The following is a 12,581-nucleotide window of genomic DNA, read 5'->3' as shown; positions in this document are numbered from 1 at the left end:
AAAAGCCTTTCAGATTTCTCTAAAAGGCTTCTCAATATTCTTTCTAAAAGAAGATTATACTTTAATCTCAACGTCAACTCCAGAAGGAAGCTCTAATTTCATTAGTGCATCTACTGTTTTAGGACTTGCAGAGAAGATATCTATCAATCTCTTGTAAGTACATAATTGAAACTGCTCTCTAGATTTCTTAGAAACGTGTGGAGAACGAAGTACTGTGAATTTCTCTTTACGAGTTGGTAAAGGAATAGGACCGCTAACAACTGCTCCAGTTGATTTAACCGCCTTAACAATCTTCTCTGCCGATCCGTCCAATAAATTATGGTCGAATGACTTAAGTTTAATTCTGATTTTTTGTGCCATCAGGTTCTGCTTTTTTATTTGTTACAAATGCCGCCGCCGAAAGAACCATTCACTCCAGCTCGGTATAATTGGGCTGCAAAAGTAGTGGTAATATTATGATTAAACAAAGTAAGCCTGTGAAGTTTTCATATTTTGATGATGAAAAGCAAACATTTTTATGGTAAAACCAACAATTTTAGGGTTCTTTCGGCTCAAAATAATATCTCGAAGATGATTTCCCTAGAAAACGACTCCCTGAAAGTTTGGATAAAACCGAAAGGAGCAGAGCTAAAAAGCCTTGTTAATAAAAAAACAGGTATTGAGCATATGTGGGATTCAGACCCTTCTTTTTGGGCAAAAAGTTCTCCTGTTCTTTTTCCAATTGTGGGTGGTTTAAAAGACGACACATATATATATGAAGGGAAATCTTACAGTTTGCCTCGTCATGGTTTCGCTAGAGATAACATGTTTGAGACGGTAAGTAAAGATAAAGAGAAGGCTACTTTGAAATTTTCTTCATCAGAAGATACGTTAAAGGTTTATCCTTTTCACTTTGATTTCTTTATCAGTTATATGTTAGATGGAGCATCTTTGGCTGTGAAATATAGTGTGGTAAATAAAGGGGAGGAGAAAATGCTGTTTTCACTAGGTGCACACCCAGCTTTCGCAATTCCTTTTAATGATGAGGGTGGTTATGATAGTTTTTTGCTTGAATTTGACGCTCAAGAAGATTTAAAACGTTGGCCGCTTAGTCTAGAGGGCTTGATAGAAACTACGCCTACTGATTTAAAATTGGATAATAATGCATTAAATCTGTCTAAAGAGTTATTTGAAGAAGATGCCTTAGTTTTTAAGAATCTTAAGTCGGAAACAATTACCCTTAAGTCTAAGATGTCTGAAAATTATCTAAAATTCACTTTTAGCGACTTTCCTTTCTTTGGTATTTGGGCAGCTAAAAACGCCAATTTTGTTTGCTTAGAGCCTTGGTGTGGTATTGCAGACAGCGTAGAGCATAACCAAGAATTGACAGAAAAAGAAGGTATAAATACACTAGCCGCTGGTCAAAGTTTCGAAAGAGGCTGGGCTGTGGAGGTGGGGTGAAAGGCTTTACGTATTGTTTACATTAAGAAAAGTCCCTTTTGGGACGAAATATTGGTAAAACAAGTGAATCTTACGTAATGCCATGTGTGTATTTGGCGAGATTTTGTCATTCTAACCAAAATCGTGACAAACACTTACTTCATTCCAATTGACGTTTTCAATGGCTCTTCTCGCTTAATCATCTCAAAATCTTTGTCATTATGAATTAAGGCGACATTGTTTTTGATGGCGTACCAAGCTATCAGGCAGTCGTTTGGTTTTCTGATGCTAATTCCTTTTTTCTTTAGCTTGAAATACATTTGAGCAGCTCCCGCACTAGCTTCATAATGCCCACATTCAAGGCTGGTCAATCTCACGAATTGTTCATAAATAGCTGCCATTTGTTTCTGGTCTTTACAGCCTTGTAGTATTTCTTGAAGTATAGTAGGGCAGTAGCATATTACGCCATCATTGGCTAAATAATGTTCTAATGTCTCGGTGGATGCATTCTCCTTACCCAGGAAAAAGTTTATCCAAACAGAGGTGTCTACTAAAATTGGCTCAGTCATTTAGCTCTAGTTCTTGCTTTGGTGTTCGCCACTCCGCTAGGTCTCCTTCCCAATCTATCTTTCCCTTTATGTCTAACAAAGCCAGTTTTGACATTTTGGCTATATAGGATTCCAAAGCGACGTCAACAATCTCTTTCTTTGTTTTTAAATGGGTAAGCTCCCTTAAAGCATCTATTTTTTTTTCGTCTATTTCTATATTGGTTCTCATAAAATGATAATCTATACACCAAAAATAGGAAATTTTATACACATTGAAAATTCTGCTTCCTAAGCAATCCAAATTCCCTAATTTTGCGGCTTAATTTAATGACCCCTTGAGTGGTCTTATCAATAAGCAGCAGGAATGGAAATTTCAAAGACGTATAATCCCAAAGAAATCGAGGATAAATGGTATGAGTATTGGATAGAAAACAAGTTTTTCTCTTCAAAACCTAATCCAGACAAAGAGCCGTACAGTATTGTTATTCCTCCGCCAAACGTCACGGGTGTGCTTCATATGGGGCACATGTTAAACAATACCATCCAAGATGTGCTTATTCGTAAGGCTAGAATGGAAGGAAAGGAAGCCTGTTGGGTACCTGGAACCGACCACGCTTCTATAGCTACAGAAGCTAAAGTGGTGGCTATGCTTAAAGAAAAAGGCATAAATAAAGCAGACCTAACTAGAGAAGAGTTTATAGGATACTGCTGGGAGTGGACCGAAAAGTATGGCGGAATTATTCTTAGTCAGCTGAGAAAACTAGGAGCTTCGTGCGACTGGGATAGAACTCGTTTCACTATGGAAGATGCTCTTTATGAGTCTGTGATAGATGTTTTTGTAGACCTTCATAATAAAGGAGATATCTACAGAGGTTATAGAATGGTTAATTGGGATCCACAAGCCAAAACTACAGTTTCTGATGAGGAGGTTATTACTATAGAAAGACCACAAAAGCTAGTTTATATAAGATATGAAGGTGCTGATGGTGATGTGGTAATAGCTACCACAAGACCAGAAACCATCATGGCAGATGCCGCCATATGTGTTAATCCTGAAGATGAGCGTTATCAAAAACTAATAGGGAAGACTGTTAAAATTCCTCTTATCAATAGAGAAATAAAAGTAATAGCCGACGAATACGTGGATGTGGAGTTTGGTACGGGATGCTTAAAAGTTACACCTGCTCACGACCAAAACGACTTTGAATTAGGGAAAAAGCATGATTTAGAGGTAATAGACTTACTTACTGATGATGCTAAGTTGAATGAGAAAGCTCAGATTTTAGTAGGCGAAGATAGATTTGTGGCCAGAAAGAAAATTATCAAAATGCTGGACGAAGCAGGGCATTTGGTAAAAGTGGAAGATTATACTTCTAATGTGGGTACTTCAGAAAGAACGGGAGCTGTTATTGAGCCTAAAATCTCCTTGCAGTGGTTCTTGAAAATGGAAAGACTGAGCGAGCCAGCATTGAAAAATGTGATGGATGATACCATTAAGTTAATTCCAGGGAAGTTTAAAAACACCTACAGTCACTGGATGGAAAATGTTCGTGATTGGTGTGTCAGTCGTCAGCTTTGGTGGGGACACAGAATTCCAGCTTTCTACATGGAAGATGGCACCTGCATAGTGGCCAAAACCAAGACAGATGCTTTAAGAATAGCGAGAGATAAGTATCAATTATTTGCTCTTAGCGAGAAAGACTTGACACAAGATGAGGACGTTTTAGACACTTGGTTTAGCTCTTGGTTATGGCCAATGTCCGTTTTTGACGGTATCAGAAATCCTGAAAACGAAGATATTAACTATTACTACCCAACTAATGATTTAGTAACCGCACCAGAAATTCTGTTCTTTTGGGTAGCGAGAATGATTATTGCGGGTTACGAATACAAAGGCAAAGAACCTTTTAAAAATGTTTACCTGACCGGAATAGTAAGAGATAAGCAAGGTAGAAAGATGTCAAAATCTTTAGGGAACTCCCCAGACCCTATTGAGTTGATGGAAAAATACGGTGCAGATGGTGTAAGAACAGGAATGCTTTTCAGCTCTCCTGCCGGAAACGATTTGCCATTTGACGAAAAACTGTGCGAGCAAGGTCGTAATTTCTCTAATAAAATGTGGAATGCATTTAGGTTAGTGAAAGGTTGGGAAGGGAATTTAGAAATTGAAGTTTCTAAATCAAGGAAAAAGGTTAATGAATTAGTTATTAAGTGGTTCAGGCAAAGGATGAACGTGACGATATCTGAGATAAATGAGCACTATGCAAATTATAGGATGTCTGATGCACTTTTGAGTACTTATAATTTAATTTGGAATAACTTCTGTTCGCAATATCTAGAGATGGTTAAGCCTGCTTATATTGACGGAGAAAGCCAGCCAATGGAAAAGAAGACTTATGACGCAACTATAGATATTTTAGAGGAGCTAATGAGGTTGGTTCACCCGTGGACACCATTTATTTCAGAAGAGATTTGGCAAAGTCTTAAGGAAAGAAACGCTAAGGAGACGATATGTTTGTCTGAGTTTCCAACAGGTAGTGGAACAGAAACATTAATATTGAAAAAGTTTGATGAGTTGTTTGAGATAGTGTCTTGGATACGAAGTACTCGACAATCTAAGCAGATATCACCAAAGGAGTCTTTGAGTTTAAACGTGAAGACTACTGATAAAGAAAAAGTTGAGTCATTATCTGATTTAATAATGAAAATGGGCAATATCTCTGAAGTAAGTTTTGTGGATGAGGTTAAGGGTTTAACCATGGTTTTAAAAGCTGATGAGTACGGCTTAGACTTAGGCGATAACCTAGATGAAGAAGCTGAGAAAGAAAACATGCTGAAAGAGTTGGAATACGCTCGTGGATTCAAAACTTCTGTAGAGAAGAAGCTTAGCAATGAGCGTTTTGTGAATAATGCGAAAGCAGATGTAGTTCAGCGAGAAAGAGATAAATTAGCCGATGCCGAATCAAAAATTAAAGCCTTGGAAGAAGCATTAGCCAAAATGGCTTGATATTTTCAAATATTTGGAAATTGATTGTGCTTTGAGCTTTGGTGGTTTATATTTGAAACGGACGCTTTTATTTACTTAAAATTTCAAACTTGATAGGAGTTTTTGATTCAGGAATTGGTGGATTGACTTTGCTGCATGAGCTTACAAAAAAGCTTTCTAAGGAAAGTTATGCTTATTATGCTGATGTTGCCAATGTGCCCTATTCTTATAAAACACCAGAAGAAATTTTAGGTTATGTAGAAAAAGCAGTGCTTTTTTTGAGAGAAAAAGGGGCTAAAATGATAGTTTTAGCTTGCAATACGGCCACTAATGTTGCCGTAGAATACCTAAGAGGGAAATATGATTTTCCAATAGTTGCCATTCAGCCAGCGGTAAAAGTTGCTGCAGATTTTGATGATTCTAAACGAATTTTGGCGGCAGCTACTCCTATAACACTTGCGGCTACTCGGTATAAAAACTTGGTAGCTTCTTTAGGTGTAGAAGACAGAATTACCAATGTGGCTTTGCCAAAACTGGTAGAGTTTGCCGAAAAAGGGATTTTCAAAGGAGAAGAGGTGGAAGCATATCTGCAAGAGCAAATAAGCCCTTATAATACCGATGAATATCACTATATGGTTTTGGGCTGCACGCACTTCACTTTTTACGAAGAGTTGATTGAAAAGCTATTTACAAACTTGAAAACAGTTGACGGTAACGAAGGGACGGCTAATCAGGTAAAAAGAATCCTTGAAAAAGAGGGGATGATAAATGAAGCAGGTTCAGGTCGTGTAGTATTTTATGAGTCAGGCGAGCTAGTGACAAGTTTGGCTAAATACGTCAAACTTATGCTACGTTTAAGGGCTAGTTAATTAGCTGTCGCAAAACTTGAAGCGACTTTAATTCGCCAAATTCTTCTTGATGAATTCTGTAAAAAGCCAGCATAACATCTAAAAGATGGTTCCGGAAGGTTTTGTTGACTAAAATTTGGTCGCTAAAGTCAGATTTGAACAAAAGGTTTAAGTACTTTTTTGTTTCCTCCTCCACAGGTATATGTATGTCAAACTCGTTAAACTGCGTTTCAATTTCTCGTGAATTTTGCGGAGCAAAGCCTAGGTGATAAGAGTATTTTGCCAAAAACGTTAAGTGAAAAGTGTCAATGCCTTTCTCTAAAGCGTCTAAGGTAAGGATGGCTTGATAAAGAAAGAAAAAGAGCGACTCGTTATCAATATGTTCTTTCAGCGTTTTATTGAGTACTTCGTTCAAAAAAATAGCCACGCTAGATTTTCTGATGTCATACGGAATAGTAAGTAGAGGCGTGGTGCATTTTATCTCCGATATTCTGTGTAAGTCTTTTTTGTCGTTGTGGTACACCACCAAGTCTAGAAGTGTCATTGGCTGAAAAAGGGCAATTTTGTTTTTCCCTTTAGCGGTTCTCACTCCATTTTCAATATAACTCTGTATGCCAAACTTTTCTGTATAAAGCTTTACAATAATGGATGTTTCCCTGTAAGGAATGTAACCTATAACTATGCCTTTGGTTTTGTGTAACATCAGAGCATTTGACCTTGCCAGGTAGTTAAGCCTTCAAAATGCTTTTTAGTGTCTATTTCTTTATCAAAAATGCCATAAACTGTGGAACCGCTGCCCGTCATTGATGCGTAGCATGCACCCAGGTTATACAGTTGTTCTTTAATAGCTCCTATTTTTGGGTATTTCTTAGCTAGCGGTTCTTCAAAATCATTCGTGATTAAATCTTTCCATGCTGTAATGGGTGCTTTTATATCATCCATTAAAATGTTTTCAGGAACGCTGGGAGTGATGGCTCCATAAGCTTCTGCCGTGCTGATGTGTATGTTTGGGTTAACCACACAAATTTTATAAGATGATAAATCAAGGGCAATCTCTTTAAACTTTATACCGCGGTCGTAACAAAAAACAGGTTTGTTCTTAATGAAAAAAGGACAGTCGCTGCCTAGCTTACCAGCCATGTTTTCAAGCACAGCTTCGCTTAAGTTTAATTTGAACAGCTCGTTGAGCAATTTTAAAGCAAATGCTCCATCGGCAGAGCCTCCGCCAAGGCCAGCACCCATTGGTATAACCTTATGGAGGTGTATTTTGACGCTTTCTCCTTTTGGAATGAGGTTTTCTAAGAGATTATAAGCTTTAATGATAAGGTTGTTTTTGCTGTCTCCAGGTATGTTTAAGCCAGAAGAGTTAAACGCAAAACTATCAGCTTTGCAGGCTTCCAAGGCATCTTTCCATGCTATCGGATAAAAAATGGATTCGATATTATGAAAACCATCTTCTCTTTTATTGAGAATGTTAAGGCCTATGTTGATTTTTGCGTTTGGGAAACTTATCATTGAGATTACCTAGCTTATAGAGCAAAGGTAAGTATTGTAAAGCTAAGTGTAAGACATGATTCTCAGGATTGTATGAAGTTTTCTAGTCTAATATTCTTTCTGATAGACGTTTGAATTTAATAAAAATTAAATTACCTTTGCGGTCTGTTTTTAGATACGCTACATCGATTCCTGAACCGTAGCCTCTTTCTTTAGATGTTTATACTATATAAAAAGAATAAAATGAGCGATTTAATCAAAATGGTAGAGCAAGAGCTCGCCGGAGAACAAACTGAGCATCCAAAATTTAAAGCTGGAGATACAGTAAATGTTCACGTACGTATCAAAGAAGGAAACAAAGAGCGTATTCAGGTATTTCAAGGTGCTGTAATCCAAAGAAAAAATTACGGAACTAATGGTGAAACTTTCACAGTAAGAAAAATCTCTAACGGCATTGGTGTTGAGAGAATTTTCCCTATCTTGTCTCCTAGTATCGAAAAGGTAGAGGTATTAAGAAAGGGACGAGTGAGAAGAGCTAAACTTTACTACTTGAGAAACAAGCACGGTAAAGCAGCTAAAATTAGAGAGCAGAAATAAAATATTTAAGAATATAAGTAATAGCTTTTTCATAATTTGTGTTGGAAAATGCCGCCTTGATAAGGCGGCTTTTTTTATTTATAATTTTTGAAATCTATTTACATTTGCGGCATGAAATTTTTTAAATATCAAGGCACAGGAAACGACTTTATCATGATTGATGATAGAGAGCAAACTTTCAATCTTAGAAAAGATGAAATAGAAGTACTATGTCATAGAAGATTTGGTATTGGAGCTGATGGGCTTATTCTTCTTCAAAATGCAGAAGGTTACGACTTTAGAATGGTCTATTTCAATGCAGATGGAGGAGAGGGAAGCATGTGCGGTAATGGTGGTCGCTGTATTGTGAGGTTTGCTCACGATTTAGGCGTTTTTGAGAATGAGACTACCTTTATAGCAGTGGATGGCGAGCATGAGGCCTCAGTAAGTACAGACCTAGTTTCCTTGAAAATGACGGACACTACTGCTGTACAGATAAAAGATGGCTTACATTTTTATGACACGGGTTCTCCGCACGTTATAAAGTACATTGATAATTTAGATGACCTTGATGTAGACGGAACTGGAAGTGCTATTAGGAATAGTGAGTTCTGGACGGCGAACGGTGGTACTAATGTGAATTTTGTAGAGCCACTCGGAGAACAAAAAATCAAAGTACGTACATACGAAAGAGGAGTAGAAGCAGAAACCTTTTCTTGTGGTACAGGTGTAACTGCCTGTGTTTTGGATCGGTTTGTGGTTGATGCTTGTCAATCTCCTATTGCAATTGTCACTAAGGGAGGGGAGTTGGAAGTGTCTTTTGAGGTAAATGCAGATAAATCGTTCACTAATATTTACTTGAAAGGTCCTGCTAAAAGGGTTTTTGAAGGAGTTTTAGCTTAAATGATAGATTTTTGTGCAAATCTTTACCGAAATGTATTGACTTCTAAATTTTTTCGTTTTAACATTGCAATGGAATCTGATTAGACCTCATAGGTTCCGTCTCAACAATTCTAGATTTTTGCTTTTCAGAGAAAAAATTCAGCATTATCTAGTATCACCAATTTAATTTGAAATCAAATTTAACTTAAGTTTTGAAGTGCGTGTTAGGGTCAATGTCTATTGATTATCCTACGCCAACTTATTTTATAAAATCATTTACATGTATCAAGAATCGGATTTAAAGTCTAAGCTTTTACCAGAGTTGAAGGCTATTGCAGGAGAATTAGGAATAGACGTTAAGGGCCTTAATAAAAAAAGTATTACTGACAAAATTCTTGAAAAAGGTAATACTAAAGCTCCACAAAAAGAGGAATCAAAGCCTGTTGCTGATAAGCCTAAAGAAGAAACTCCTTCTAAAAGGCCAAGAACCAGAAAACGAATTCAAAGAGATGGTAACGACTCTGCTCCAAGACCGGAAGAAACGGTAAAGCAGCAAGAGGAAGAGGATATAGATTTGTCTGATTTAGAAGAGGAAATTCCAGATATCACGGATGAAGATTTAGGTCTTTCTGATGAAGAGGAAGAAGAGGATATGGATCCTGCGGAGAAGAAAAAGAGAGATGATTACTCTAAAGGAATAAAGCGTCAGTTCAATAATTTGATTAAGGAATTTGATGGCTTAATTGATAATGAGGGAGTATTAGAAATAATGTCTGAAGGAAGCTACGGCTTTTTGAGATCTCCTGATTATGATTACTTGGCTAGCCCAGATGATATTTATGTATCACCATCACAAATAAAGCTTTTCGGTTTAAAGACTGGAGATACTATTAATGGTACAGTAAGACCACCTAAAGATGGTGAAAAGTATTTTGCTTTATTAAAAGTAATCTCTGTAAACGGGAAAACTTCGGAAGAAATAAGAGATAGAGTTCCGTTTGAGTATTTGACACCACTTTTCCCTGAAGAAAAGATAAAGTTAAGTACCAAGCCTGAATTAATGTCAACAAGAGTTTTAGACTTATTTGCACCTATTGGAAAAGGGCAAAGAGGGATGATTGTGGCACAGCCTAAAACAGGTAAAACAGTTCTTCTAAAAGAAATAGCAAATGCTATTACTAGAAATCACCCTGAAATTTATTTGATTATTCTTCTAATTGACGAACGTCCTGAGGAGGTAACAGATATGGCCAGAAGTGTAAGAGCGGAGGTTATTTCATCAACTTTTGATGAAACAGCAGATAAGCACGTAAAGGTTTCTGGAATGGTGTTAGAGAAGGCTAAAAGACTTACAGAGTCTGGTCACGATGTGGTGATTTTGCTTGACTCTATTACAAGATTGGCGAGAGCTCATAATACAGTGGTGCCTTCTTCAGGTAAGATATTGTCTGGTGGTGTTGATGCGAAAGCACTTCACAGACCTAAACGTTTCTTTGGAGCAGCCAGGAATATTGAAAATGGAGGTTCTTTAACCATCATTGCAACAGCTTTGATAGATACGGGTTCTAAAATGGACGAAGTTATCTTTGAAGAATTTAAAGGTACAGGTAACATGGAGCTTCAGCTAGACAGAAGATTGGCTAATAAGCGAGTTTTCCCATCTATTGATATTATGACTTCGGGTACTAGAAGAGAAGACTTATTGATGCATAAAGATGAAATGAATAAAGTTTGGCTTCTTAGAAAGTACATTGCCGATATGAACTCTATGGAAGCAATGGAATTCTTGTTAGATAAGATGAAAGGAACTAGAAGTAATGAAGAATTCCTGTTGACAATGAATAGGTAATTTTCAGATAAGATAGATTAATTTGTAGGTCAGGTTCTCTTAAAGTGAGAATCTGACCTATTTTTTTTAAGAGGGTCTGTATTTTTGCGATGATAATTGTATATTTATCATGCTGATAGTGAAGCTTTCACGGTAGGCAATGTTTTTTTTATAACTCAAACCTTTTTTAAACCCCTAAACAATCATGAACAGAATCTTGATTCCACTACTTATTGTGTTGTGGTCTCTTCTGTATAGTTGGTTTTGGAATTGCGAGCGGAAACCTCACTGTTCTACTGGAGAATATGACGGCAATAATACTGCGGTTATAATGCCAGATGAACCAGAGGTAGAAGTAGTAGAACCAGCCTCAATTACAGAAGAAGAAGCAGCTGCTGAAGAATTACTCTTTGAACCTTTAGATGTCTATTTTGAGACAGCAAAGGCTAGTATTACCCGTACTGAGGAGTTAGATAATTTCTTAGCTACCGCCAAAAAGTATTTAGCTGCACATCCTGATAGGAAACTGAATATTGTTGGTCATTCGGACAGTGATGGTACTGATGCCACTAATGATAAATTGTCTTTAGATAGGGCCAATCTATTGAAGAATGTCTTAGTACAAGATGGCTTTACAGCAGGACAATTAATTACTTCTGGAATGGGAGAGAAGGCTCCTATAGCCTCAAATGATACTCCTGAAGGAAAAGCAAAAAATAGAAGGGCCACGGTAAGACTGGCTGATTAATTAAGATAAACTTTAAAACTAAAACAATGGAGAATATAAAATGTCTAATCACTAATTTCCCTTGGGATATATTTTTACTCTGGTTGCTTCCTTTATTATTGCTGTGGTGGTGGCTTCAGAAGCAAATCAATCGATATAAAACACATGCTTCAGAACTTCAAGATAGAATTAACTTCTTAGAAGGTGAATTGGAAGCTTGTAGAAACAGCAAAGTTTCTAAAGCAGCTCCTGTAGACGTTAGTGGATATAAAACTACAATTAGCAAATTGGAGGCCGATTTGGCGGCTTGTAAGAAAGCTGGAATAGCTGCGGCGGCGGCGGGAGCAGCAGCTGGTGCGGTGGCCGCAACTGCTGGAGTTTCTACACCGGTAGCTTCTATGGCTCCTAAGCCTACTAAAAAGGATGACCTGAAAGTAGTAGAGGGAATAGGGCCTAAGATAGAAGGACTATGTCACAATGCGGGTATTTATACTTTTGGAGACTTAGCAAATGCTTCTGTAGAAACACTGAAAGGGATTCTTGTGGCAGCGGGCTCAAGATATCAGATGCATGACCCAACCACTTGGCCTGAACAATCAGCATTGGCTAGAGACGGTAAGTGGGACGAATTGAAAAAATTGCAAGACGAGCTAAATAAAGGTCGTAAGTAGTTTAATCAGATAATAAAAGAGCCGACTCAATAATTGGGTCGGCTCTTTTTGTTGTTTTATATCCGAATAAATAGGTCAAACTTTTCTAGGAAACTGAGCTTCCAGAATCCAAAGAATGGTGCTAGCATCGGTATCACCTTCGATGATGATAGATGCAGTACGGTAGATGTCTATTCTTTTATTATAGGTATTAGTCAATGTCTCTAGAAGATTCTCGTTTTCTAGTTTAAACATTGGTCTATTGTTTCTTCTAGAAGTCCGCATTCGCTCTTCCAGTTTGTCAGGAGAAACGTCTAAGAAAATGCTAATTCCATTTTCTTTAATGTAGTCCATGTTGTCAAAAAAACATGGTGTTCCTCCACCTAAAGCTATAACTAGCTTATCATTGACTGGGATTTTCTTGAGTTGTTCAGATTCTTTTTTTCTAAAATACTCCTCGCCCTCTAGCCTGAAAATTTCATTGATTTTTTTTCCTTCACTCACTTCTATTTTACGATCCAAGTCCATGAAATCGTAATCGAGCTCTTTTGCTAAGTTTCTTCCTAATGTACTTTTACCTGACGAAGGCATTCCTAACATAAAAATATTAGTGGTCATTCTTT

The 12,581-nt window shown here is 37.3% G+C and carries 14 protein-coding genes; 8 read left to right on the top strand and 6 right to left on the bottom strand.

The genetic code is table 11. The annotated features are described in order from the left end of the window. Nucleotides 1-54: 54 nt before the first annotated feature. The gene (rpsJ, locus tag AC0L6O_RS18250; protein WP_111371182.1) at nucleotides 55-360 is read right to left on the bottom strand and encodes a 30S ribosomal protein S10; all 306 of its coding nucleotides are present in this window, start codon (nucleotides 358-360) and stop codon (nucleotides 55-57) included. Between the two features lie 135 nt (nucleotides 361-495). Here rpsJ and AC0L6O_RS18245 point away from each other — a divergent pair, with 135 nt between their 5' ends. Then, a complete protein-coding gene (locus AC0L6O_RS18245) occupies nucleotides 496-1,440 on the top strand; it encodes an aldose 1-epimerase family protein (RefSeq protein WP_473304380.1) in 945 nt (314 codons plus the stop codon). A 134-nt stretch (nucleotides 1,441-1,574) separates the two neighbouring features. Here the strand turns inward: AC0L6O_RS18245 and vapC are convergent, their stop codons facing one another. Both vapC and AC0L6O_RS18235 read right to left on the bottom strand, forming a co-directional pair. Then, nucleotides 1,575-1,988 carry a type II toxin-antitoxin system VapC family toxin gene (gene vapC, locus AC0L6O_RS18240; protein WP_473304378.1) on the bottom strand — a complete coding sequence of 138 codons (414 nt, stop codon included), beginning with the start codon at nucleotides 1,986-1,988 and terminating at the stop codon, nucleotides 1,575-1,577. Then, entirely contained in the window at nucleotides 1,981-2,196 is a 216-nt protein-coding gene (locus AC0L6O_RS18235; RefSeq protein ID WP_473304376.1) for a type II toxin-antitoxin system VapB family antitoxin, read from the bottom strand. Before AC0L6O_RS18235 ends, vapC begins: the two co-directional genes overlap by 8 nt. Before the next feature lie 135 nt (nucleotides 2,197-2,331). Between AC0L6O_RS18235 and AC0L6O_RS18230 the strand changes: the two genes are divergently transcribed. Together AC0L6O_RS18230 and murI are read left to right on the top strand one after the other, a co-directional pair. Beyond that, entirely contained in the window at nucleotides 2,332-4,974 is a 2,643-nt protein-coding gene (locus AC0L6O_RS18230) for a valine--tRNA ligase (RefSeq protein WP_473304375.1), read from the top strand. An 89-nt stretch (nucleotides 4,975-5,063) separates the two neighbouring features. Next, complete coding sequence (gene murI / locus AC0L6O_RS18225) at nucleotides 5,064-5,822, top strand: glutamate racemase (protein ID WP_473304373.1); 759 nt, start codon at nucleotides 5,064-5,066, stop codon at nucleotides 5,820-5,822. On the opposite strand, the gene recO is transcribed toward murI, so the two are convergent. Continuing rightward, entirely contained in the window at nucleotides 5,815-6,504 is a 690-nt protein-coding gene (recO, locus tag AC0L6O_RS18220; RefSeq protein ID WP_473304371.1) for a DNA repair protein RecO, read from the bottom strand. The genes murI and recO overlap by 8 nt on opposite strands. Beyond that, complete coding sequence (gene ispE, locus AC0L6O_RS18215; RefSeq protein WP_473304370.1) at nucleotides 6,504-7,316, bottom strand: 4-(cytidine 5'-diphospho)-2-C-methyl-D-erythritol kinase; 813 nt, start codon at nucleotides 7,314-7,316, stop codon at nucleotides 6,504-6,506. Before ispE ends, recO begins: the two co-directional genes overlap by 1 nt. A gap of 222 nt (nucleotides 7,317-7,538) precedes the next feature. Between ispE and rplS the strand changes: the two genes are divergently transcribed. From rplS to AC0L6O_RS18190, 5 genes are all read left to right on the top strand, one after another. After that, complete coding sequence (gene rplS, locus AC0L6O_RS18210; protein ID WP_341226003.1) at nucleotides 7,539-7,892, top strand: 50S ribosomal protein L19; 354 nt, start codon at nucleotides 7,539-7,541, stop codon at nucleotides 7,890-7,892. A 111-nt stretch (nucleotides 7,893-8,003) separates the two neighbouring features. Further along, nucleotides 8,004-8,774: a diaminopimelate epimerase gene (dapF, locus tag AC0L6O_RS18205; protein ID WP_473304368.1), complete on the top strand. Its 771-nt coding sequence runs from the start codon at nucleotides 8,004-8,006 to the stop codon at nucleotides 8,772-8,774. 259 nt (nucleotides 8,775-9,033) lie between these two features. Beyond that, on the top strand, nucleotides 9,034-10,602 hold the full coding sequence (gene rho / locus AC0L6O_RS18200) for a transcription termination factor Rho (RefSeq protein ID WP_473304366.1): 1,569 nt from the start codon (nucleotides 9,034-9,036) through the stop codon (nucleotides 10,600-10,602). Between the two features lie 184 nt (nucleotides 10,603-10,786). Next, the gene (locus tag AC0L6O_RS18195) at nucleotides 10,787-11,329 is read left to right on the top strand and encodes an OmpA family protein (RefSeq protein ID WP_473304365.1); all 543 of its coding nucleotides are present in this window, start codon (nucleotides 10,787-10,789) and stop codon (nucleotides 11,327-11,329) included. A gap of 26 nt (nucleotides 11,330-11,355) precedes the next feature. Continuing rightward, nucleotides 11,356-11,979, top strand: coding sequence for a hypothetical protein (locus AC0L6O_RS18190; RefSeq protein ID WP_473304363.1), 624 nt, complete (start codon nucleotides 11,356-11,358; stop codon nucleotides 11,977-11,979). 75 nt (nucleotides 11,980-12,054) lie between these two features. Here AC0L6O_RS18190 and AC0L6O_RS18185 read toward each other — a convergent pair whose 3' ends face one another. Further along, nucleotides 12,055-12,576 carry a shikimate kinase gene (locus tag AC0L6O_RS18185; RefSeq protein ID WP_473304362.1) on the bottom strand — a complete coding sequence of 174 codons (522 nt, stop codon included), beginning with the start codon at nucleotides 12,574-12,576 and terminating at the stop codon, nucleotides 12,055-12,057. Between the last annotated feature and the right edge of the window lie 5 nt (nucleotides 12,577-12,581).

Source organism: Arcticibacterium sp. GJ41-1 (assembly GCF_055808875.1).
This window is presented reverse-complemented; position numbering and strand designations above follow the sequence as displayed.